The sequence below is a fragment of the Alteromonas oceanisediminis genome (genome assembly GCF_018474025.1).
In the GTDB taxonomy this organism is placed as follows: Bacteria; Pseudomonadota; Gammaproteobacteria; order Enterobacterales; family Alteromonadaceae; genus Alteromonas_E; species Alteromonas_E oceanisediminis.
Genome location: NZ_JAHCTA010000002.1, coordinates 14558 through 36805, shown reverse-complemented (window position 1 = coordinate 36805; position 22248 = coordinate 14558). Strand labels below are relative to the sequence as shown.

Annotated in this window: 22 protein-coding genes, 1 tRNA gene and 1 pseudogene; 15 read left to right on the top strand and 9 right to left on the bottom strand. The window is 48.7% G+C overall.

Features of this window, described 5'->3' with window-relative positions; all coding sequences use genetic code 11:
• The first annotated feature begins 323 nt into the window (after nt 1-323).
• From KIU71_RS03350 to murA, 7 genes are read left to right on the top strand one after another with little or no spacing between them, the layout of a single operon-like run.
• On the top strand, nt 324-1124 hold the full coding sequence (locus KIU71_RS03350; RefSeq protein WP_214129769.1) for an ATP-binding cassette domain-containing protein: 801 nt from the start codon (nt 324-326) through the stop codon (nt 1122-1124).
• Nucleotides 1121-1912: a lipid asymmetry maintenance ABC transporter permease subunit MlaE gene (gene mlaE / locus KIU71_RS03345; RefSeq protein WP_250207239.1), complete on the top strand. Its 792-nt coding sequence runs from the start codon at nt 1121-1123 to the stop codon at nt 1910-1912. Before KIU71_RS03350 ends, mlaE begins: the two co-directional genes overlap by 4 nt.
• Nucleotides 1913-1920: 8 nt before the next feature.
• Nucleotides 1921-2388 (top strand): outer membrane lipid asymmetry maintenance protein MlaD, encoded by a 468-nt coding sequence (gene mlaD, locus KIU71_RS03340; RefSeq protein WP_214129768.1) that lies wholly within the window; start codon nt 1921-1923, stop codon nt 2386-2388.
• Nucleotides 2389-2392: 4 nt separating this feature from the next.
• Nucleotides 2393-3058 carry an ABC transporter substrate-binding protein gene (locus KIU71_RS03335; RefSeq protein ID WP_214129767.1) on the top strand — a complete coding sequence of 222 codons (666 nt, stop codon included), beginning with the start codon at nt 2393-2395 and terminating at the stop codon, nt 3056-3058.
• A gap of 2 nt (nt 3059-3060) precedes the next feature.
• Entirely contained in the window at nt 3061-3378 is a 318-nt protein-coding gene (locus tag KIU71_RS03330) for an STAS domain-containing protein (RefSeq protein WP_214129766.1), read from the top strand.
• A 44-nt stretch (nt 3379-3422) separates the two neighbouring features.
• A complete protein-coding gene (locus KIU71_RS03325; RefSeq protein ID WP_214129765.1) occupies nt 3423-3680 on the top strand; it encodes a BolA family protein in 258 nt (85 codons plus the stop codon).
• A 28-nt stretch (nt 3681-3708) separates the two neighbouring features.
• Nucleotides 3709-4974, top strand: a complete 1266-nt coding sequence (gene murA, locus KIU71_RS03320) for a UDP-N-acetylglucosamine 1-carboxyvinyltransferase (protein WP_214129764.1) — start codon at nt 3709-3711, stop codon at nt 4972-4974.
• 1 nt (nt 4975) lies between these two features.
• Here murA and KIU71_RS03315 read toward each other — a convergent pair whose 3' ends face one another.
• On the bottom strand, nt 4976-6112 hold the full coding sequence (locus KIU71_RS03315; protein ID WP_214129763.1) for an HD-GYP domain-containing protein: 1137 nt from the start codon (nt 6110-6112) through the stop codon (nt 4976-4978).
• A gap of 205 nt (nt 6113-6317) precedes the next feature.
• On the opposite strand from KIU71_RS03315, the gene KIU71_RS03310 reads away from it, so the two are divergent.
• From KIU71_RS03310 to KIU71_RS03300, 3 genes are all read left to right on the top strand, one after another.
• The gene (locus KIU71_RS03310) at nt 6318-7043 is read left to right on the top strand and encodes a 1-acylglycerol-3-phosphate O-acyltransferase (RefSeq protein WP_214130145.1); all 726 of its coding nucleotides are present in this window, start codon (nt 6318-6320) and stop codon (nt 7041-7043) included.
• A 33-nt stretch (nt 7044-7076) separates the two neighbouring features.
• Nucleotides 7077-7463 (top strand): ribonuclease E inhibitor RraB, encoded by a 387-nt coding sequence (rraB, locus tag KIU71_RS03305; RefSeq protein ID WP_214129762.1) that lies wholly within the window; start codon nt 7077-7079, stop codon nt 7461-7463.
• A gap of 86 nt (nt 7464-7549) precedes the next feature.
• On the top strand, nt 7550-8281 hold the full coding sequence (locus KIU71_RS03300) for a choice-of-anchor H family protein (RefSeq protein ID WP_214129761.1): 732 nt from the start codon (nt 7550-7552) through the stop codon (nt 8279-8281).
• Here KIU71_RS03300 and KIU71_RS03295 read toward each other — a convergent pair.
• Together KIU71_RS03295 and KIU71_RS03290 are read right to left on the bottom strand one after the other, a co-directional pair.
• A complete protein-coding gene (locus KIU71_RS03295; RefSeq protein WP_214129760.1) occupies nt 8278-8496 on the bottom strand; it encodes a hypothetical protein in 219 nt (72 codons plus the stop codon). The two genes, KIU71_RS03300 and KIU71_RS03295, sit on opposite strands and share 4 nt — an antisense overlap.
• Before the next feature lies 1 nt (nt 8497).
• Complete coding sequence (locus tag KIU71_RS03290; protein ID WP_250207238.1) at nt 8498-9367, bottom strand: SPFH domain-containing protein; 870 nt, start codon at nt 9365-9367, stop codon at nt 8498-8500.
• A 316-nt stretch (nt 9368-9683) separates the two neighbouring features.
• Between KIU71_RS03290 and KIU71_RS03285 the strand changes: the two genes are divergently transcribed.
• On the top strand, nt 9684-10271 hold the full coding sequence (locus KIU71_RS03285; protein ID WP_214129759.1) for a GNAT family N-acetyltransferase: 588 nt from the start codon (nt 9684-9686) through the stop codon (nt 10269-10271).
• Nucleotides 10272-10287: 16 nt separating this feature from the next.
• Here the strand turns inward: KIU71_RS03285 and KIU71_RS03280 are convergent, their stop codons facing one another.
• The gene (locus tag KIU71_RS03280; RefSeq protein WP_214129758.1) at nt 10288-10944 is read right to left on the bottom strand and encodes a hypothetical protein; all 657 of its coding nucleotides are present in this window, start codon (nt 10942-10944) and stop codon (nt 10288-10290) included.
• Nucleotides 10945-11061: 117 nt separating this feature from the next.
• Here KIU71_RS03280 and KIU71_RS03275 point away from each other — a divergent pair, with 117 nt between their 5' ends.
• Nucleotides 11062-11664, top strand: a complete 603-nt coding sequence (locus KIU71_RS03275) for an IMPACT family protein (protein WP_214129757.1) — start codon at nt 11062-11064, stop codon at nt 11662-11664.
• 19 nt (nt 11665-11683) lie between these two features.
• Here KIU71_RS03275 and KIU71_RS03270 read toward each other — a convergent pair whose 3' ends face one another.
• From KIU71_RS03270 to pepA, 3 genes are read right to left on the bottom strand one after another with little or no spacing between them, the layout of a single operon-like run.
• Nucleotides 11684-14461, bottom strand: coding sequence for a valine--tRNA ligase (locus KIU71_RS03270; protein WP_214129756.1), 2778 nt, complete (start codon nt 14459-14461; stop codon nt 11684-11686).
• Nucleotides 14454-14888 (bottom strand): DNA polymerase III subunit chi, encoded by a 435-nt coding sequence (locus tag KIU71_RS03265; protein ID WP_214129755.1) that lies wholly within the window; start codon nt 14886-14888, stop codon nt 14454-14456. The genes KIU71_RS03270 and KIU71_RS03265 overlap by 8 nt, the downstream gene beginning before the upstream one ends.
• Before the next feature lie 5 nt (nt 14889-14893).
• The gene (gene pepA, locus KIU71_RS03260; protein ID WP_214129754.1) at nt 14894-16399 is read right to left on the bottom strand and encodes a leucyl aminopeptidase; all 1506 of its coding nucleotides are present in this window, start codon (nt 16397-16399) and stop codon (nt 14894-14896) included.
• A gap of 212 nt (nt 16400-16611) precedes the next feature.
• On the opposite strand from pepA, the gene lptF reads away from it, so the two are divergent.
• Nucleotides 16612-17721 carry an LPS export ABC transporter permease LptF gene (gene lptF / locus KIU71_RS03255; protein ID WP_214129753.1) on the top strand — a complete coding sequence of 370 codons (1110 nt, stop codon included), beginning with the start codon at nt 16612-16614 and terminating at the stop codon, nt 17719-17721.
• Entirely contained in the window at nt 17721-18782 is a 1062-nt protein-coding gene (gene lptG, locus KIU71_RS03250) for an LPS export ABC transporter permease LptG (RefSeq protein ID WP_214129752.1), read from the top strand. The genes lptF and lptG overlap by 1 nt, the downstream gene beginning before the upstream one ends.
• 12 nt (nt 18783-18794) lie before the next feature.
• Here the strand turns inward: lptG and KIU71_RS03245 are convergent, their stop codons facing one another.
• Nucleotides 18795-19307 (bottom strand): RDD family protein, encoded by a 513-nt coding sequence (locus tag KIU71_RS03245; RefSeq protein WP_214129751.1) that lies wholly within the window; start codon nt 19305-19307, stop codon nt 18795-18797.
• Between the two features lie 172 nt (nt 19308-19479).
• A pseudogene (locus KIU71_RS03240) lies at nt 19480-21546 on the bottom strand (hypothetical protein).
• 302 nt (nt 21547-21848) lie between these two features.
• Between KIU71_RS03240 and KIU71_RS03235 the strand changes: the two are divergent.
• A tRNA-Leu gene (locus KIU71_RS03235) sits at nt 21849-21935 on the top strand.
• Nucleotides 21936-22248 lie beyond the last annotated feature (313 nt).

Below are 22248 nucleotides of genomic sequence, written 5' to 3'. Positions count from 1 at the left end.
TGTTAAAAGGTCGATAGCCTGCCCATTGACACACTGGATCTATCGGTTCAAATACGTACTGATGTTCATTATGACATTAATTTAATCAGAGTTGGATGAACGATACTGGAATTAATCCCGTTCTAAGGTTATAGCATAGACAATGACGCTCATTGTTAGTGCGAAATTTCAGCACAAAATGGGATTATCGAAATTTTCGAATATAAGTTGTTACTTTTTATCTTTGTCGATGCAACTTGAAAACACGTACAATGTCACAACATTACGCGGCTAATAATCTTTTGCTACACGCTGCACAGGATGAGCACTGAACATAGGTCAGTATGGAAAACGTAGTCACAATAAAAAATATGACGTTCTCACGTGGATCTCGCACAATCTACGATGATATATCGCTGGACGTTAAACGAGGTGCCATCACTGCGGTAATGGGCCCTAGCGGTATCGGAAAAACGACGCTGCTGCGACTGATCGGCGGTCAACTTGCACCAGACAGTGGTGAAGTCATGTTTAAGCAGAAGAACGTTCATCAGATATCACGCAATCAATTGTACGATTTACGTCGTGAAATGAGCATGTTATTTCAAAGTGGTGCGCTGTTTACCAACATATCAGTGTTCGATAATGTCGCTTTCCCGTTGCGTGAGCACACGCAATTGTCTGAGTCGGTCATCAAAACGTTAGTCGCACTGAAGCTCCAAGCTGTCGGCCTGCGAGGCGCAGCTGATTTAATGCCAAGTGAACTTTCCGGTGGTATGGCACGCCGCGCAGCGCTTGCCAGAGCGATTGCCCTTGACCCAGAATTGATCATGTACGATGAACCTTTTGCCGGGCAAGACCCTATCTCCATGGGCGTATTGGTAAAGCTGATCCGCGCATTAAATGACTCACTTGGTGTAACCAGTATCGTCGTTACGCACGATGTCACTGAGGTGTTATCTATTGCCGATTACGTTTACATTCTGGCTGAACAACGCATCATCGGCGCAGGTACTCCCGATGAGATACGAAACAGCGACTCCGCACTAGTCCAGCAATTCTTGCAAGGCAATGCTGATGGTCCAGTGCCATTTCACTACAAGGCACCTTCAATGGAAGCACAATTACTGGGCGGCTCATCATGATCTCGGCATGCGTGAATTGGGTCGCTGAGGTTGGCAGAAACACGATAGAGCGCTGCGCTGCCATCGGGCGTGCGGGTTTGATGTTGTTTGGCGCCATCGTCGCATTACCTAAACTAAAAAATGTCAGGCTGACTATCCAGCAAATGTACGTGGTTGGTGTTCAGTCTTTGTTAATCATTATTGTGTCAGGTTTATTCATTGGCATGGTAATGGCGCTTCAAGGCTACACTATTTTAGTGGATTATGGGGCCGAAGGCAGTCTAGGCCCGATGGTGGCGCTTTCTTTATTGCGCGAGTTAGGCCCTGTGGTAACAGCGCTGTTGTTTGCTGGCCGAGCCGGTTCAGCACTGACGGCAGAAATTGGGCTAATGAAAGCCACAGAGCAGTTGAGCAGCTTGGAAATGATGGCAATTGACCCTTTGCGTCGCGTTGTCGCGCCGCGTTTTTGGGCAGGCATGATTTCCATGCCAATGCTTGCGCTTATTTTCAGCGCTGTTGGCATTCTCGGCGGGCATTTAGTGGGTGTTGACTGGCTTGGCGTTGATTCAGGCAGCTATTGGTCCATCATGCAGTCTACCGTGGATTGGAATGAAGATGTGTTAAACGGTGTGATCAAAAGTGCTGTATTTGCGCTGGTGGTCACATGGATTGCGATTTTTAAAGGTTACGATGCTGTTCCTACGTCGGAAGGCATTAGTAAGGCAACAACAGAGACAGTGGTATTTAGTTCACTCGCAGTACTTGGCTTGGATTTTGTATTGACTGCAATAATGTTCGGTATTGAATAGGATTTGAGATGACTTCGCGTAAAACGGAAATCTTAGTTGGGTTATTTGTCATTCTAACAGTAGGTGCCATTCTCCTGCTGGGCTTGAAAGTGGCAAATCAGGGCATGCAAGCGCGGGGGGAAACCTACACGCTAAAAGCTAAATTTGATAACATAGGCGGGCTTAAAGAGCGCTCAGCGGTTAAGGTGGGGGGCGTGATTGTCGGGCGTGTGGAATCCATTTCTTTGGATAGCGATGACTTCACTCCCGTTGTTGTACTGACGATCAATAAAAACTACGACAGCTTTCCTGAAACAACCTCAGTCGCCATTCTGACATCAGGGTTATTAGGTGAGCAATATGTTGGTTTGCAACCGGGCTTCAAATTCGGCGATATTGGCAATTTGACTGACGGCGATTTCATTGAAGATACCAAGTCAGCACTCGTGCTAGAAGATCTTATTGGCCAATTCCTGTTTAGTAAAAACAACGATTAATTTAATGATAAGTGGAGTAATCAACGTGAAAAAATGGTTTTTATTGCTGGTCGCAAGCGTGTTCTTCGCCACAGCAAGCGCGCAAGAAGCGACTGTCGACTCGTCCGACCCGTTTATCATGGTGCAAGAAGTCGCGTCTAAAACGTTTGATCGCATGAAACGTGAACAGGCTGAGATTAAAAATGACCCTGAAAAACTACGCACCATCATGGCTGAGGAATTATTGCCGTATATCGATTATAAATTCTCAGCGTTCATGGTGCTCGGCAAACACTTTAAGTCGGTGCCAGAAGAGAAATTAGCCGAGTACGTGCAGGTTTTTCGTGAGTACCTCATTACAAGTTATGCCATTGCGATGGGATACTATGATAATCAAAGTGTGATCTTTGCACCGTCAGCCGAATTTGATGACAAAAAATCGGTTACCGTGCGCGCCGTGATTAAAGATGGTAAGCGTCCTGACATCAACATTGCTTTCAAAGTGCGTAAGAGCAATCGTAGCGATGATTGGCGAGCTTACGACATGGTGGCGGAGGGCATCAGCATGCTGTCTAGCAAACGTAGTGAGTTTGAATCTATCTTACGCCAAGAAGGCATCGACAAGGTTCTTGAAATCATGCGAGATACTATCGAGCAGCCGATTAAGTTAAACAACGAAGAAGCAAACTGATCGTGGACTCTCGGTATTCAGTCGAGGCTGCGGATAGTCAAACAGTGATGATCCGTGGCGATTTAACCATGTACACCTTGCGCAAAGATTGGTGGGAGGCTCATGCAGGTGATGTCCTTCCATCCCTCGACAAAGAGCAAACAATAACCGTTGACCTAACCGACCTTAAACGGTCCGACAGTGCAGGGTTAGCTTGGTTGATCAATCTTGTTCGAGATACCAAAGCGAATGGCGTGTCGATTGTTTTTAGCCATATACCGAATGAACTTGTCAATCTGGCCAAAATAAGCGACGCCTCTGCGCTTTTGCCGCTAAAATAGCGATTCCTCCCCTTACTTTCACTTGAAACCGTCTGGAATATTCAATGACTAACGAAGAAATCGAACTTTTGCTTAAGCAGGCACTCAACTTATCAGATGTGCACGTGCGCAGCGAAGGCACTCATTTTCAGGTTATCGCCGTGAGCGACGACTTCGCCGATATGTCTCGCGTCAAGCGCCAACAGGCAGTTTATGCGCCGTTGAAAGAAAAAATCACTGACGGCAGCATACATGCTGTTACAATAAAAACGTTTACTGAAAAAGATTGGAAGCGTGAGCGCATGTTTAACATGCCAAGCTAATGCTTTGCTGACAGAATAAGAAGACTTAATGGATAAACTGGTTATACATCAAAGCCCGCCGCTGACTGGCGAGGTGACAATTTCGGGTGCTAAAAACGCCGCTCTTCCCCTGTTAATCGCTAGTTTACTGTCTGATCAACCCTGCCGGTTCGAAAACGTGCCGAGTTTACGTGATATCAACACCAGCTTGTCCTTGTTGGCCGAACTGGGTGTCACGGTCAATCGTGTAGGTGATGGGGTTGTCGAATTGAACGCTGCGACACTGGAGAGTGTGACAGCATCGTACGAGTTAGTCCGCACGATGCGGGCCTCCATTTTGGTACTGGGTCCGTTACTGGCTAGGTACGGAAAAGCCAATGTTTCGTTGCCTGGTGGGTGTGCCATCGGTGCACGTCCGGTCAACCTACACCTGTCCGGGCTTGAAAAAATGGGCGCGGTTATTGATGTAGACGAGGGCTATATTCGGGCCAGCGTCGAAGGTCGACTTCAAGGCGCGCGTATCTTTATGGATATCGTCAGTGTCGGTGCGACTGAGAATTTGATGATGGCCGCGGCATTAGCCAAAGGTGAAACCATTTTAGAAAATGCTGCGCGCGAACCGGAAATTGTCGACTTGGCAGATTGCCTCAATCGTATGGGCGCCAAAGTCACGGGTGCCGGTACAGATAATATTCGAATTCAAGGCGTAAGCGAATTGCGCGGTTGTATTCACCGTGTACTACCCGATCGCATCGAAACAGGCACATTTTTAGTCGCTGCGGCAGCAACGGGCGGGAAAGTACGCTGTCTTCAGGCTGCACCAAAAACCCTCGACGCAGTCATTGATAAGCTAGAACAAGCCGGTGCCAGCATCACGACAGGTGAAGACTGGATTGAACTTGATATGCGCGGTAAACAACCAAAGGCCGTCAATCTAAAGACAGCTCCGCACCCCGGGTTTCCAACAGATATGCAGGCCCAATTTGTGACACTTAACTGTGTTGCGCAAGGCACTGGCGTGATCACCGAAACCATTTTTGAAAACCGTTTTATGCATGTGCCTGAGCTACATAGAATGGGCGCAGACATCTCGCTTGAAGGGAATAGTGCAGTGTCTAAGGGCAGCTCAAAACTGCGCGGCGCACCCGTCATGGCGACGGATTTACGAGCGTCAGCCAGTTTGGTCATTGCCGGGTTACTGGCAAAGGGTGAAACGACGGTGAACCGTATTTATCACCTTGACAGAGGTTATGAGTCGATTGAAAAGAAACTCAGTGGTCTGGGCGCGATCATTCAACGCGAGAAAGAGGCCTAAGCTACTGGGTTAGTAAGGCCGTCATCGCTTGGTTAAAAATGCGGATCCATTTGACACTAAATTGTCCTTTAGCGCTTCGATTAATGGCAATGACGGCTTCTTTTTTCGACAATTGATTCTCGCCATTGTGCGCGCGAGGGTGAGTCATCGCATCGTACGTGTCCAAGATTGCCATTAGTTTCGCCCCTTCGCACATGTCAACTTCCTTGATCCCCAGCGGGTAACCAGAGCCATCAATACGCTCATGATGTTGCATAACCATCTTTCTCGCCCCATCCCATTGGTCGAGGTGTTCTAGCAAACGCGCGCTTTTGTACACGTGCGAGCGCATCAGATTGAACTCAAGGTCTGAGTACTTTTCCGTTTTATGCAGCAACTTCAACGGCATAAAAGCCATGCCAAAGTCGTGTACATAACACGCCACAGCCAATTGGTCGGCGTCAACCTGATTGCCTGACACGGTATTCACATAGCTGGCCAGTTTTGCAATACGATCGCCGCGCCCTTCCCAATAGTTTGAGCGACGCTCAATGGCTTTCATTAGATCACGAAAGAACAAAATGTCCTGTTGTTTCTCTTGGCTGAGATCTTTCGGGATGCCTGTGTTGCCTAGCACCGAGGGTTTTGCTTTCACCGTTGCGTCGTTGCTGTCCGCAGTGCCAGCTAAATCCAGTGAAGGGTCGAGTAACAACACAGCGTCAGCCAGCAGACGCTCGTGCTGATTGCCATTGTCAGGTTGAATTCGTGAAATCGCTAGAACAAGTTTTTCATGCAAACCGCCATCGTAACTTGCTTTACCCGTTTGTATGCAGGACTCAACGAAAGTTTTCACTCTGTCCATTGTGAGTAACACCAGGTCGCTCATGGTGCTGGTATAGTGTATTTGGCCCTTACGCAAATAGTCGAGTAAATCTTCGACGTGTTGCAGTAGCGGGATCATTGGGCTGAAGCTGACGAGGCCAAGATCGCCTTTAATCGTATGCAGAGAACGAAACAACGAGCGTTGCAGCTCATTGTCATCGGGCCTTAGTTCAAGTTCAATTAACGTTTGCTCACTGGCTTCGTAAAGCTCGTTAATCTCCTCCATTAAATCACCCAGAATGTCGTCATCAAGCTCGTCGGGGATAAATTCCTGCATTCGTGTTAAGTGCCCTTTAATTGGATGAAGTCAATTATGTTGACAGAATTCATACGCTGTATCGACCTTGTTTGCGCTACACTTTAGCACAGCACCTCATTTATGTAGCTAACTGTTGCACTGTGCAATGTAAATAGTGGTGCGTAGCACTGTAGATTTTTTTCAGGTTGCGTATACTGCCGCAAAAACCTTATTGAGCGTACACGTGTTAGCTGCTATTCGAATCATTGCGATCTTTTTTTATTTTCTGATCATTAATCTTCTACTCATCGCCGTCTGCATCGTGCGGCCGTTTCACCGCAATAATGTGCATATTGCGGGTCAGGTGTACAGCACGATGTCGTTTTTCTTAGGCACCAAACTGGTCATGCGAACCTCTGGCGCTATCCAAGCTGACGTGCCCTATGTGTTTATCGCTAATCACCAGAATAGCTACGACCTGCTGACAATCTGCAAGGCGGCACTGCCGGGCGTAGTCACCGTGGGTAAAAAGAGCTTGAAATGGATCCCTCTGTTCGGACAGCTTTATTGGTTGTCGGGCAACATTTTGATCGATCGTAAAAATACCGGAAAGGCCCGCGACACCTTGTCGCTGACAGCAGAAAAGATGCGCGAACGACGCTTGTCGGTGTGGTTCTTTCCAGAGGGAACGCGCAGTTATGGGCGCGGTTTGTTGCCATTTAAAACGGGCGCTTTTCGGCTGGCGATGAACACCAATGAAAAAATCGTTATGGTGTGCGCAAGCAGTACGCACAAAACCATCAAATTGAATCGATGGAATAACGGTACGGTATTAATTGACATATTACCTCCATTGACCTTGGATGACAGTAAAACAGCCAAAGAATGGGCTGAACACTGCCATACCATCATGAAGCAGCATATCGAAAAACTTGACGATGAGGTCGCGCAACTTGCCGCAACGCGATAAACTGATGGTGGTGGTAGTAGACTGGAATTAACTATGAGCGCGGAACAAGAACGCCAAGAGTGGCATGAGTTTAATCAAGAGACGATAGATGCACTGCGTGAAGACGGCAGTCAGATGGATGCAATCTACACGGTAGAGCATCATCTCGCTAGCGCAGATTTTGATGCGTTGGAGAAGGCCGCTGTCGATACCTTTAAGGCAGGCTTTGAAGTGACTGATGCAGAAGAATTAATGTTAGATGATGGCGGCATCGTATTTTGCTTCGATGCGGTGGCTGAACGCAAACTCGAACGTGGCCCGCTGGATAAAGACACCGACAGTCTTTTAAAAATAGCGCAAAAACACGGTGTACACTATGACGGCTGGGGCACCTACTATATTGGCGATGACGCGCTTGAGCGCGACATGGACGATGCCTAAGCCAGTCAGTTAGCTTTCAGCAACGATTCAGCTTGAGCGTTGCACACTGCTCCTAACGAAAATCATTGTTCGGTTAGGAGCACTTCATGAAATATGTTGTTTGTCTGTTTGTCACCGCCTGTCTGCTTAGCATGTCGGCGAGCGCCGCAGAAAAACCTTCCCCGGAAAGTCAGGTAAATAGTGCTGAATTTCAGTTTGGCGTACCGTTTACATCACCTGACAGAGAGACTCAAAATACGCGAAACTGGTTGCAGAAAAATGTGCAACTTGGGTCGCGCGAACCCGCAATAGTCGGCAAGGAGCGTGAAGCCATTCCGGCGAATACGGACTTCTGGATTTTCGATAGCTGGGTCAGCCTCACCAATGACATTGACTATGACGGCTACCATTCCAGCATTACCGTTGAGTTTGACGCTGATACGGTTTACCACCGCGCCTATGTTTATGCCATCTTGTATCTGAGCCGAACCGACGTGTATGAGTCGTATCATGTCACTTCAGTGTTCGCAATCGACGGCGATGCCAGTACAGACAGTTTTGTCGTTGAAAGCTCCTTATTGCAGGGCTACCCCAGCGATGAATACGATATTCTTATTGAGCTGTATGATGCAGACACCGACGAACTTGTCGCCTTCACCGATGCATACGACGATGCTGACCTAGCGTTTGCACCGCTTGAAAGCGAGAATTATGAGTATGTCGAAACCACGGTTGTTTATGTGGAAGAGCACGGCGGTAGTGTATCTACACTGTTAGCACTGCTGCTGGCGGTAAGTGCTTACCGCATGCGCGTTCGACTGCGCACTGTGCAGCGTTAAGCCTCTTTGGGAGCGCTATCGCTGTCGGGATCGTTTTCCTCGACATCGATAACGACCTTCTCCACCAGCTTCACTCGCCCCTGCTCTACCAATGCGTTGCGCAAAACATACTCGATTTGAGCATTGACGCTGCGCAGTTCGTCATCTGCCCAGCGTTGCATCGCGGCCAACACGTTTGCATTGATGCGCAGCGGATAGGCTTTCTTTGATGCCATGCTAGTACAAGCTGCCGCTATTGATGACCGGTTGTGCATTTTTATCACTGCACAAAACCACCAATAAATTACTCACCATAGCCGCTTTGCGTTCGTCATCTAATTCAACAATCTGCTTTGCATTAAGCTGTTGTAGCGCCATGTCCACCATACCCACAGCACCATCTACAATGCGGCTGCGCGCAGCGATAATTGCAGAGGCTTGTTGGCGCTGGAGCATCGCACTGGCTATTTCCTGCGCGTAGGCAAGATGGCTAATGCGCGCTTCATGCACCGTAATACCCGCTTTGCCCAAACGCTCCTGTATTTCAGCGGTCAGCCTATCTGACACTTCGACTGGATGACTGCGCAACGCAATTTCAGCCTCTTCATCGTCGCGCGGATCATATGGATAACTGCTAGCCAGAATACGCAGCGCAGATTCACTTTGAATCGTGACATAACTCTCGTAGTCATCCACTTCAAATACCGCTTCAGCGGTGTCAGTGACCTTCCACACCACAATAGCAGCGATCTCGATAGGGTTTCCCTGATTGTCGTTGACCTTGATTTTTGCACTTTCAAAATTGCGAATACGCAACGATACTGCCCGGCGCATAAATAAAGGTATGGTCCAACGCAGGCCAGAACGCTTCTCTGTACCCACATAATGACCAAACAGAGTTAACACTTTGCCCTGATTTGGCTGCACCATGAAAAAGCCTAACCAACACGCTACTACAATCGGCATGGCAATAATAAAGATGAACTTACCGCCCTCAGACGGTGCCGCGTTCGCCGCAATCCCCCACAAACAGCCTAGCGTTAATGCCAAAAGCACCAGCGCCGCAATATAGCCATTAAAAGACAACCCTTTACGTTCTTGAATCATAGCAAAAGCCTTATGTGATATCATTTTGATATCACTCTAATTGTAGCGCACTGTCTTTGTCAACCTGTTAATTGATAAGTCGATCAATCAAATACAGTATGCTCATTTTTTACGCAAAAGCGCCAAAGGCCTTCCTGTGCACACCGATCCGGTTCAACTCTTTATCCAAGCGTGGAAAATGATGACAGAGCGGCTGCCATCGCCTTAATATGAAGTATCCGAAACCTTTACTTGCTGCCTCTCAGATACGCCAAATCTGTTCTATAACCTATGGATCCAGAACGCCCCCAACGCGACAGACGACGGGTTCCACAGCATGTTAACGGCGGCCGACGCTCGAGGACGTGAACACGCCCACCCAATCGGTGGTATAATTTGCCCAACGTGGTGTCCCGCTGAGTGGGAACAATTAATCCGACACCACGGTCTTGCCGCGTTGGTACCCATGATCAGTATGGAAGCCGACGAACTACTGCCGCCGCGGAGGCCTCTTGCTGAACTGGAGATTTTACGCGTTAACGACGATAAAAGTGCACGCGACTTAGCGGTGCTAAATGCTCATGCGTATCATATGCCAGTTGAGCTATTTGATTGCATTTCAAAGAAAACGTTTTGGTCGAACGATAGTTATGCTTTCGTCGGATATATAAACGGCCAACCGGTTTCATGCGCCGCTGCGCTTCACGTAATGGGCACGGTTTATATTGCATTAGTTGCGACCAGTGAAGATGCTCGCGGTAAAGGCTATGCGGAAACCGTCATGCGCAAAGCCATATCGGTCGGGCAGAAGATGATGGGCACTGAGCGAACTACGCTGCATGCCTCCATGATGGGGCAACCCCTCTACGAAGCTATGGGATACTCGTCGTCGGTGCACCTGACCCTGATTGGACCGGAGAGCTGATACGCTGTGTTGCGCACTATTGAGTCGTGGCGGGAACTAACGTGGGCAGGGTCATCTTCGAGAGTGCTTCGATTAGCTCGGTATGATTGGATCTGACGGCGTGAAAATACGCGTACGTTTGCAGTGTATACGCTGAAAATTCAGGCGTGTTAAACAGCGAGGGAAGCGTAACACCATCGGCAATAGCAAAGCGGAAACGCCCTTTTAGCATTAACGAGTGGTAAGTACTGAGCTCTTCAATATAGTAGGGCCGTGCCGTATATTGCTGTTTGCGGATAAAAAAATCCGCGATAGTGGGCGCCAAAAAGTGAGTACCTGGTTCAAATAACGCCGTGTCTGAGCAGACTTCCTGGCGGAAGCAAATCAAATAGATCGACTTTTCAGTAGCCAACGATCGGATTAAAACATAGGGTGCTGTCTCGCTTGGTTGCATCTCTGGCGCGAACATCAGTCCATCCACGTTACCTTTAGTCAGCTCAATCACACCTCTTTCTAAAGGAATACTGACCCACTCGATCTGATAATCTAGCTGTTGGTATAACGCTTCAAATCGCGGGATAAAGCGCAGCTCAGTGTCTTGATCATGAGGTAATATTAGCCTAACAGTGGACTGAGCAGGTATGCTTGGTTGAGCGGCCTGTGAACACATCACGACCATCATTGAAACCGACATTACACGCCAAATAAGCGTTCTCAGCATTGCAGTTTACGGTGTAGTGTGATGATTGATTAAGTGTAGTGCAAGTTTAGTAACGAAACAACCGAGTGCAGGCAGTATGGAATACGGCAAATGAGTTACCCAATCCCCCGCGATACGTTGGAAACCAGCTTGAGCGTCAAAAAGAGTGTCTTCCACGCCTGTGCAGGTTTAGCCACTGATCGTGCGGCAGCAATGACATTACTGGCGGAATGCCAATCGCGCTATCCTGATGCACGCCATCATTGTTGGGCTTACTTGTTGGGCAATCCCAACAGCCCTTCCAGCGCTGCCATGTCTGACGATGGTGAGCCCAGCGGTACCGCTGGTAAACCGATATTGAATGTACTTCAACACAAAGGTGTCGGCGATATTGTGGTAGTGGTTTCGCGCTACTTCGGCGGCATCAAACTCGGTGCCGGAGGTTTAGTCAGGGCTTATTCAGGCGCCACGCAACAGACCATGGAACGCTTGACGTTAATCACCCGTGTAACACGCATTGATTGCACAGTGCTTTGTGACTTTAAGCATGAGCAGTACCTGCGCCTATGGGTAACACAACAGCAGGGTGAAGTACGCGAATGCGAATACTTCAACCACGTAGTGATGCATTTAGCACTACCTGAAAAAGCCATCTTGCAGATTGATAGCGTCTTGGCGCCCCTAGAGCACGCCAAACGCATCAAAAACACGTAACACGCCCACAGATTACAGGCTATAGAGCGCGGATTGTCTTTTCTTGCTCCTGCAATTTGTGCAATTGTTGACTGGCGTCTGCCAGTTTAGCTTTTTCCTTTTCTATCACTGCCGCAGGCGCTTTGCTGACAAAACTCTCGTTGTTTAACTTTCCTTGCGTACGCAACACGTCCTTTTCAATTTTGTCCATTGCTTTGGCAATACGCGCCAATTCAGCGTCTTTGTCGATAAGCCCAGCCATGGGTATCAGCACTTCCATGTCACCCACAATCGCACTGGCTGAGGGTGGTGCTTTCTCATTGACGGCAAGCACTTTCACATCGTCTAACTTGGCCATTCGTGTGAGGTACAACGACATAGCTTCAAAGCGTTGCTCATCTTGCTCGGAGGCGTTGCGCAAGATCACCGACAGCGGTTTGTTCGGCGATATATCCATTTCGCCCCGAATATTACGAATGCCAACAATCACTTTTTTGAGCCACTCGACATCACCCAATACCGTGTTATCAAGCTGTTTTGGTTTAGCTGGGAATGACTGGATCATAATACTGGCGTTATCATGCATCTCGCAATCCGTCAGCGGGGCAACGCGTTGCCAGATTGACTCGGTAATAAATGGCATCACCGGGTGCAATAAGCGCATTAACTGCTCCAGCATATTCACCAGTGTGTGGCGCGTGCCACGCTTTTGTGCCTCAGTGCTATTCTCTGCATTCAAGATTGGCTTAGTCAGCTCTAGGTACCAATCGCAGAATTGGTTCCAGGTGAACTCGTAGAGTGCTTGCGCAGCTATGTCGAATCGATACTGGCTGATGGCCTGTTCAAATTCACCGACCGTTTGGTAAAAACGCGCCCAAATCCATTGATCGGCCATGCTAAGCTCAATACTGTCAGCACTTGCCCCCTTGCCCGTATCTGCATCTTCTGTGTTCATCAGAACAAAGCGCGACGCATTCCAAATTTTATTACAGAAATTGCGATACCCTTCTACCCGGCCCATGTCAAAGTTGATATCTCGGCTGGTTGAAGCCATTGCAGCGAACGTAAATCGCAATGCATCAGTACCATAGCTTGCAATGCCTTCGGGGAATTGCTTACGTGTGCGTTTAGCGATTTTTTCTGCTTTTTGTGGCTGCATCATGCCACCGGTGCGTTTTTCGAGCAGCGCATCAAGGCTGATACCGTCAATCAAATCGATGGGGTCGAGTACATTCCCTTTTGATTTTGACATTTTATCGCCCTGTTCATCGCGAATTAGGCCGGTAATGTAAATCTCTTTAAACGGGATTTTGCCGGTGAATTTTTTTGTCATCATGATCATGCGGGCAACCCAGAAAAATATGATGTCAAAACCGGTCACTAGTACCGAACTGGGTACAAAGGTGTCTAACTCTGGGGTTTCGTCCGGCCACCCCATCGTCGCGAAAGGCCACAGGGCTGATGAGAACCAAGTGTCGAGCACATCTTCATCCTGCGCAAGTTGTACATCGTCAGCTAAGTTGTTTTCAGCCCGTACCGATGCTTCATCACGCCCGACATAAATGTTTCCTTCATTGTCGTACCAGGCAGGGATACGATGCCCCCACCACAATTGGCGTGAAATACACCAATCCTGAATGTTATGCATCCACTGATAGTAAGTCTTATTCCAGTTCTCAGGTACAAACTTAATCTCGCCGCTTTCCACCGCGTCAATCGCAGGCTTAGCTAGCGACTCAACAGCAACATACCATTGATCCGTTAGGTAGGGTTCAATCACCGCTCCTGAACGATCACCGCGCGGTACTTTTAGCCCATGCGGCTCTACCTTGACCAAAATTCCTTTCTCATCAAGATCATTGACAATACGCTCTCGCGCCTCAAAACGGTCGAGTCCACGATATGCCTCAGGTACCTCTTGGTTTAATTTGGCATCATCCGTAAGAATGTTAATCATCTCAAGATCGTGGCGTTTGCCCATGTCATAATCGTTGAAGTCGTGAGCAGGCGTAATCTTGACGCATCCAGTACCAAATTCCTGATCAACATAATCATCTGCAATGATGGGGATCAGCCGCCCGGTTAGCGGCAATTTAATCATCTTACCGATATAGCCTTGATAACGCTCGTCATCAGGATGCACTGCTACTGCGGTATCGCCTAACATCGTTTCCGGGCGCGTTGTTGCGACGACAAGTTCTCCGCTACCATCCTCAAGAGGATAGCGCATGTGCCACATATGCCCGGCTTCTTCTTCATTGACCACTTCAAGATCAGATACCGCGGTATGCAGTACAGGATCCCAGTTGACCAAACGTTTGCCTCGATAGATCAGGCCTTCTTTATGCAACTGCACAAACACTTCAGTAACCGCTTTGGATAAATTCTCGTCCATCGTAAACACTTCGCGATCCCAATCGGGTGAAGTGCCTAACCGGCGCATTTGCTGGGTAATATTGCCACCAGATTCGGCTTTCCAGTCCCACACTTTTTCAATAAACGCCTCGCGCCCCAAGTCATGCCGACTTTTTCCCTGCGCATCAAGCTGACGCTCAACGACCATTTGAGTGGCAATACCAGCGTGATCGGTTCCGCATTGCCATAACGTGTTATCACCTTTCATGCGATGGTAGCGGGTTAGCGTATCCATAATGGTGTGTTGAAAAGCATGCCCCATGTGCAGGCTGCCAGTCACATTGGGGGGCGGTAGCAATATGCAGTAAGGTTCGCCCTCACCCGACGCTTTGAAAAGGCCATTGGATTCCCAATCGGCATAGCAATCTTGTTCAATGGCTTGGGGGTTGAAGGTTTTATCCATTATGACTCTCTTTTGGCATTGGCTGAAACTGCAACTGGCAGCCAGCCCTTTGGTAATGTTTATAGCGTTCGCGGGCGGCTTGTTTGCCCGCTTCGTCGGTAGGCACAAATTCGACAATCAGCTTGGTTTTGTGCGTTGGTGTGAGCGCTTGAGTCGTGAAATTAAACATAACGTAAGCGCTCTCATTCGCAGGTTGCCAGACGATCATGACGGGTGCACCGTTAGGAGGCCCTTCGCCACGCAAATTATGCGGGATAAATGCGTCTGTGGGCTGTTGCCACAGATGCTCATCCCAGTGTTCGGCAGTGACCTTATCTTCGCAAACAAGCACACTTTGCTGGCGTGCACGGTAATGTTTCAGCACCAGCTGTGTTGCCGCGGTGGTGATATCGTCGTCTTCGAGCTGGTAGAACGTGACCTGTGTCATACCACCTAGTCTTCGGTCTTAATGCCAGCGCGATTAAGCAAAAACTGCGTCAACATGGGTACTGGGCGGCCTGTAGAGCCTTTCTCTTTGCCAGAAACCCACGCCGTTCCAGCGATATCCATATGCGCCCAATTGTATTTTTTAGTGAAACGTGACAAGAAACAGGCCGCCGTTATTGTACCCGCCGGGCGCCCGCCTAAATTAGACATGTCCGCAAATGGGCTTTCAATCTGATCCTGATATTCATCCCACAGCGGCAGTCGCCAGGCTTTATCTGAGCTTTGTTCAGACGCACTGACTAATTCATGTGCCAGAGGGTTGTGAGTACTGAGTACGCCCGTTGCGTGCTTACCCAACGCAACGACACAAGCACCTGTCAGGGTTGCGACATCAATCACAGTATCCGGCATAAACCGCTCAACGTAGGTTAAAGCGTCGCACAATACTAAACGCCCCTCGGCATCGGTGTTCAGCACTTCCACCGTTTGCCCAGACATCGTCGTTAAGATATCGCCAGGACGATATGCCTTGCCATCGGGCATGTTCTCACAACCAGCCAGTACACCAATCACATTGAGTGGTAAATTCAGCTCGGCGACACTGTGCATTACGCCCAGCACACCGGCAGCGCCGCCCATGTCGTACTTCATTTCATCCATACCATCACTGGGTTTGATCGAAATACCACCGCTATCAAAAGTTAAACCTTTACCCACCAACACAATAGGTGCGTCATCAGGCTCTCCACCTTTATGATGAATAATGCTCATCAATGATTCGTTGTCTGAGCCGCGCCCAACGGCCAAATAGGAGTGCATACCTAATTGTTCCATTTGCTTCTCATTAACAACTTCAACGTCAATACTGCCGTATTCCGACTTGAGTTGCTGAGCTTGCTCCCACAGGTACGCGGGGTTGCAAATGTTGGGTGGCATATTGGCCACATCTTTGGTTGTGCGCATACCTTTGGCTATTGCCAAGCCATGCTCAAGGGCTCGCTCACCAATCGGTAATTCTTTTCGTGTGGGTACGTTAAAGACAATTTTGCGCAACGGTCGGCGCGGCTCACCTTTCTTACTCTTAAGTTGAAGAAACGTATACAGCGAGTCTTGAGTGGCTTCGACCGCCTGACGTATCTTCCAATACACATCGCGCCCTTTAACATGCAGGTCGGAAAGGTAACATACCGCCTCCATTGAACCCGTTTCGTTCAATGTACGAATGGTTTTGGCGATGATTTGCTTGTATTGGCGCTCGTCAAGTTCTCGCTCTTTCCCGCAACCAACCAATAATACGCGCTCACTGAGCACATTTGGCACATGATGAAGTAGCAGCATCTGGCCGGCTTTCCCTTCTAGATCGCCTCGGCGCAACAAGCTACTGATATACCCATCGCTGATTTCATCCAATTGCTCAGCCACCGGACTCAGTCGGCGTGGTTCGTAAACACCAACAACAATGCAGGCACTTCGCTGCTTTTCTGGGCTGCCGCTTTTTACACTAAATTCCATAATAATCTCTCGCTGAACACACCGGTTTTTCGCGTAAAATTGTCAATTTGAGACAATTTGAATTAACCTATCGGTGTTGCTTGTGATTTAATACGCGGGCGATTAAACGCTATTATTTTCGGCCGCGTGTCGACTTAACGTGTCAAAAACCTGAGTTTACTTAAATCTGTGACTTCTTTCACTAAAATTCCCAGTTTCCCTACGGCGGTGTTGTGCTGATATTTCGCTATTTACTCAAGGAAAGCCTGAAATCACAAGTTGCCATTTTCTTCGTATTGATGGCAATTTTCATCACCTTGCGTTTTGTTCGCGTGCTTGGTGATGCTTCTGATGGTGATATTCCCGCCAGCCTTGTGGTGGGTTTCCTCGCGCTTTACAGTCCCGTCTTAGCTTCCCTGGTTTTGCCCATCAGTGTGTTTCTAGGCATCATGCTCGCTTACGGTCGCCTGTATGTAGACAGCGAAATCACAGTGATGAAAGCCTGCGGGATCAGCGAGTGGTACATCACTCGCGTGATGCTGGTCTTGTCAGTGTTGATGATGCTTATTACTGCTACGGTAACGCTCTGGTTATCGCCGCTCAGCGCTGAAAGTGAGTACCAACTTCGGGATAAGGCGACATCTGAGGCGGGCATTTCAGCCATTATTCCCGGCCGCTTTCAACAAACGGGTAACGACCGAGCTGTTATTTTTGTTCACGATGTGAATTCGGATGCTGAGAAACCGCTGAAACGCATCTTCTTATCGCAACATCAGCAAGACGATGATGGCGAAACAACCGTTCACGTCGTTTACGCCAACGAGGGAGATGTTACTGTCGGGTCTAACGGTGCTCAAACACTGGTGCTCAATGAGGGAAAACAGTATGAAGGTAACGTTGCTGCAAAAAATTATCGCATTGTTGAGTTTGACGAATATCAAATTCAAATTAGCGAACAAGCGCCAACCGAATCAAACCGGAAAATGGTGGCGGTTCCCACATTAGCCTTAATCGATGACGGTTCTGTTGAAGCGATTGCGGAGCTTCAATGGCGTATTGCAATTCCTTTATCCTTGCCCTTTCTAGTGTTGATTGCTGTGCCATTGAGCGCGGTTGATCCGCGTCAAGGCCGTTTCGGTAAAATGTTCCCAGCTATTCTTCTGTACTTAGGCTACTTTTTACTCCTGCTGGCCAGCCGCCGTGCGCTTGAGGATGGCAAAATTCCAGTGCAAATTGGACTCTGGTGGGTACATGGCATCATGCTGATCATCGGCGTATTACTCATTGCGCGAGATCGTAAAACCGGCTCCTGGTTCCGCTCTTTATGGAGTCATCGAACATAATGTTGAGAATATTAGACTTCTACATCGCTCGTACTTTGTTGGGCACAGTGACGTTAACGCTCAGTATTTTGCTCGGCTTAAGCGCGTTGATAAAGTTTGTTGAGCAGTTGCGTAAACTTGGCGAAGGTGACTACGACATGGCGATTGCGCTGGTGTACGTGTTACTCAGTATTCCCAGAGACTTAGAGCAGTTTTTCCCAATGGCTACGCTGCTTGGCGGGCTAATTGGTATGGGCATTCTGGCCAGCAACTCTGAACTCGTGGTCATGCAGGCTTCTGGATTAAGTCGTTGGAACATCATTGGCTCAGCGATGAAATCATGCGTGCTGATGATATTGGCAGTCATGGCTATCGGAGAGTTTGTTACGCCCGTCAGCGAGTCAAAAGCAAAAGAGATTCGCACAGAGGCAATTTCAGGCGGTAGTCTCTTTTCATCAGAGCAAGTGGTCTGGGCAAAGGACGGTGATAATTTTGTGAGTATTGGCCAGGTCGTCTCTCGCGAACAATTACGCGACGTTACCGTGTATGGCTTTAATCAAAATCTCAATTTGGCTCAGTTGACCTTCGCCCGTGAAGCACGGTTTACACAAGAGTCGTGGCAGCTGAGCCAAGTCAGCCATACGTACTTTGAAGAACTGCAAATCAGGCGCGAGAATGTTGAGAACATGCGCTGGGAATCCACTTTGACACCAGACAAACTTGGCGTGGTCGCGATTAAACCGGAAGCTTTATCGATCAGAGGATTGAACGATTATGTGCGCTATCTGGATAACAACGCGCAAGACTCGTCACGTTATGAGTTGGCACTCTGGCGAAAAATTTTACAACCGGTTTCCGTGTCCGTGATGTTGTTGATGGCGTTAAGTTTTATTTTTGGCCCGTTACGCAGTGTCACCATGGGTGCGCGAGTGATCATGGGTGTGTTAACTGGCTTTTCATTTTTTATTACCAACGAAGTCTTCGGCCCGCTCAGCTTGGTATATCAGTTACCCCCCTTTATTGGTGCCTTATTACCCAGCGCTGTGTTTCTGTTGGTGGCAGGATTTCTGCTTAAACGATAGAACGTGGTGCTTCTAACGCCATGACTTGTGGTCATTTTCCTGCTGACTGAGTGACAATACTTCTATTTGTGATGCGCGGTCTTGAAGGGCAAGCTTATGTTTTACATCTATCAGTACCAGCAAGGTTCCCAACCCCAAAAAACTGGTTACCATCCTGAGCAGAAGTCGCCCGTAACCCACGGGCTGCTCAGTCATCGAAAACAATCTTAGCCGCCAAGCTCGCATGCCAATCGTTTGTCCACCGTGTTTCCAAAACCACAAAAAGAAGCCACACACCCAGAATCCAACCCATAATTGGATCACCGTAGTGTAAAACAAAGACTGCTGGATAATGTCACTCACCTGCTCAACACCATTCTTATTCAACACACCGGTTTCAAACAATACAAGCAAGGTAATAATCATCACTAATGCAGCACACATACCAACCGCTATAGCGACAAGGGCATCGTAAACAATCGCAGCAAGGCGACGAAAAAAACCGGCCCGCGGTGCATTGGCGTAAGGAACCGTTGTTTCAGACATAAATTGACTACCAGAAAATCGATGGGAAATAGCGTTTCGTCTTACAGTCTGACAAACAAAGCCTTATTGTGTCACGCTTTTTTAGGGCGTTTTGATCTTCCAAAAAAAAGCGGAGCTCAATGGCTCCGCTTTAGTTACTGCTTCAACTCATCACTGAAGCACGCAAATGCGCTTAGTGATTTCCAAGATATGATGGTATCAATGCAACAGACTCAGGTGCGGTGAAATCAATACTGGCATCAGCCGCGATGTTACCACCAGCGCTGTCGAGAATATTATCAAACCGCATGACGACGCCGTTCGATTTCTCAGCAACATACAGGTGCGAGCCAGAGAACATAATGTCAACTGGGTTGCCTAAGTTACTAGCAGGGCCACTAATGTTCGCCTGCACTTCAGTTAACCCATCGGCGTTACCCGCCCCCGGTAGTACATAGATTTTACCGTCTGTGGCACTTGCCGCACTGCCCACATCAGATACGATCAATGTGCCCGAGGCCGGGTCAAAGTCGATTCCATGAATGTTGGTTGGCGCAGCAAACGCAACACCGCCGCTGGCAGGAACGATGGTGCGATCCTGACCGACAATTTCGATCATTCCGCTGTTAACGTTTAACACAACTTCCTCAAATACGGCGATAGTCCCGTTGGTCAACGCGACAAAGGCCGTATCGGTGGCAGCATCGTAATCAACATCCCATGGGCGTGCACCATCATCGGCAACCAGTGAAATGCTGGGGGCAATATTACCCGCGCCGCATAGCGGAAATGCATGGATAGCAGGCGAATCGGCATTGTTTTCAGCAACAAAGATTAGACCCGCATCTCAAGCAACATCAAGACCTTTGGGTGTTACCAGCAAGGTATTTTCACCGGCGATCATGCGGTCTCGCGACGCTGTAAAGCTATCGTCGTTGCGCTGCTTGGCAACGCGGTTAGCAATCAACACACCGCCAGTTGGCGCTGAGGCACTGTCGAAAGTCGCATAGGCATCGCCTGCAACATCAAAGGTCACGCTTTCGATGCTCTGTGCATAATCGAACGAGGTTAACACCGCGTTTAAAGGTGAGCTAAAGCGGTTTACGGCGCCAGTAGTAAGCCCAGCTGTACCAGGGTTGCTGCTGACTGCGACGCCGGTGAACGCAGTGCCAGACGCTGTGATGTCTGACACGTCAGCCACGCTTTCACGCTCCATAACTTCAACGAGAGACTCTGGTTTTGATGTTGAAGTGACTAGGTCCGGTGCGACATCGCCGCTCGCACCAGCAAAAATGTTCGCAAAGACCAGTACCGCGTCATTGGATTTTTCCGCCACACGCAAGTCGCTGCCCGTTAGCACGATGTCGACAGGGTTACCCAGCATCGTTGAGGGGCCTGAGATTTGTCGTGCAACGCTGACGTTACCATCCGCTGAAGCGGCATTCGCAATAACGAAGATAGCGCCATCTTCGGCAGATTCTGCATCGCCAACATCACTGATAATCAGCGTATCATTCGCTCGGTTGTAAACAATGCCATGACTATTCACAGAAATGGGTGATTGAGCATCATCACTGGGCGTGATGGTGCGCGCTGGTGTGGGATCGAAACCGCCACTCACGTAGTCGTCATAAACTGCAACGGTACCGTCAGTAAGCGCAACGAATAAACGATCGCTCACATCATCATAATCCACATCCCAAGGCTTGGCACTGGTGGCGGTTTCAGCCAATGGTGCAACATCACCTGCGGCGACACTGCCAAACACACTGACCCGCATACCGTTGAAATCGGCAACCATGACGAGACCGGCGCTTTTCGCAAAATGAATGCCTTTTGGATTCACTAACCCAGTGGCTGCACCAGAGATTTCTCGGTCCGACTGTGTAGAGAATTCACTGCCGTCTGCACGATTTGCAACATTACAGATAGTACGAATGGTGGGTAAGTCTGAATCAGCGGCGTGGATTAAATTGTTCATTGAATCGAGCGCAATACCTTCGTTGCCACCCGTATTCAGGCGTTTTAGCTTGGCTGCGTTTTGATTAATAAGATCAGCGGTTCCTGCGTTGTCGCTGCCATTGTTTGATAGCCAAAACTGTGCACTCGGGAACGCTGGACTACCACCAGGCCCCTCTCCCCCAGGTGCTCCATCAGCGCCGGGAGGCCCTTGAGGACCAACCTCACCGTCGTCGCCATCACAGCCGCTCAGTGCGAAAATAACCGCCAAGCCGAGCGCGGCCGCTTTGAAGTTTTTCATTTAATTTGTCTCTGGATTAGTCCAAATCATGGTGCATCTCCTTGTTCAAGGTGAATGTTCAAACTGCGCAAAACAGCTTTTTTTGTTTGCTGCTTTGAAAGCCAAACGGCCGAACAGGAGTGCTGGATGCAGTATCTATGGAAATGTGTTAAAAATTTGTTTAATCTGAGTAAGATTTAGCCAACCATATGGAATTTTTGACAAATAACTTGCATGACACTTTGCGATGACTATAATCCGTGAACTCAACGTTGAGCGGCGTTTTTCTTATTCCTCGTTGAGCAGCAAAGCGGGTTACCTAAGCCAGAGTGGCGGAATTGGTAGACGCAGCGGATTCAAAATCCGCCGCCCGTGAGGGTGTGCCGGTTCAAGTCCGGCCTCTGGTACCATACTTTGCTTCCTCCGTTCTAAAATCCTGTGTGCCGGCTCGAGAGCGAGTCCTATCAACCCCGGCCTCTGGTACCATACTTTGCTTCTTCCGTTCTAAAATCCTGTGTGCCGGCTCGAGAGCGAGTCCTATCGTCAGCGAGTCCTATCAACCCCGGCCTCTGGTACCATACTTTGCGACTCTATTCCCATCATCGGTTTAATCTGCCATTGCAATTGGCATTGCCATGTATGCTAAAGTTCGGTTCTGGTAATACCGCCTACTACCTACAGAACCTGCGTTTCAAAGAGCCTGGAATAAAAAGTCATACAACT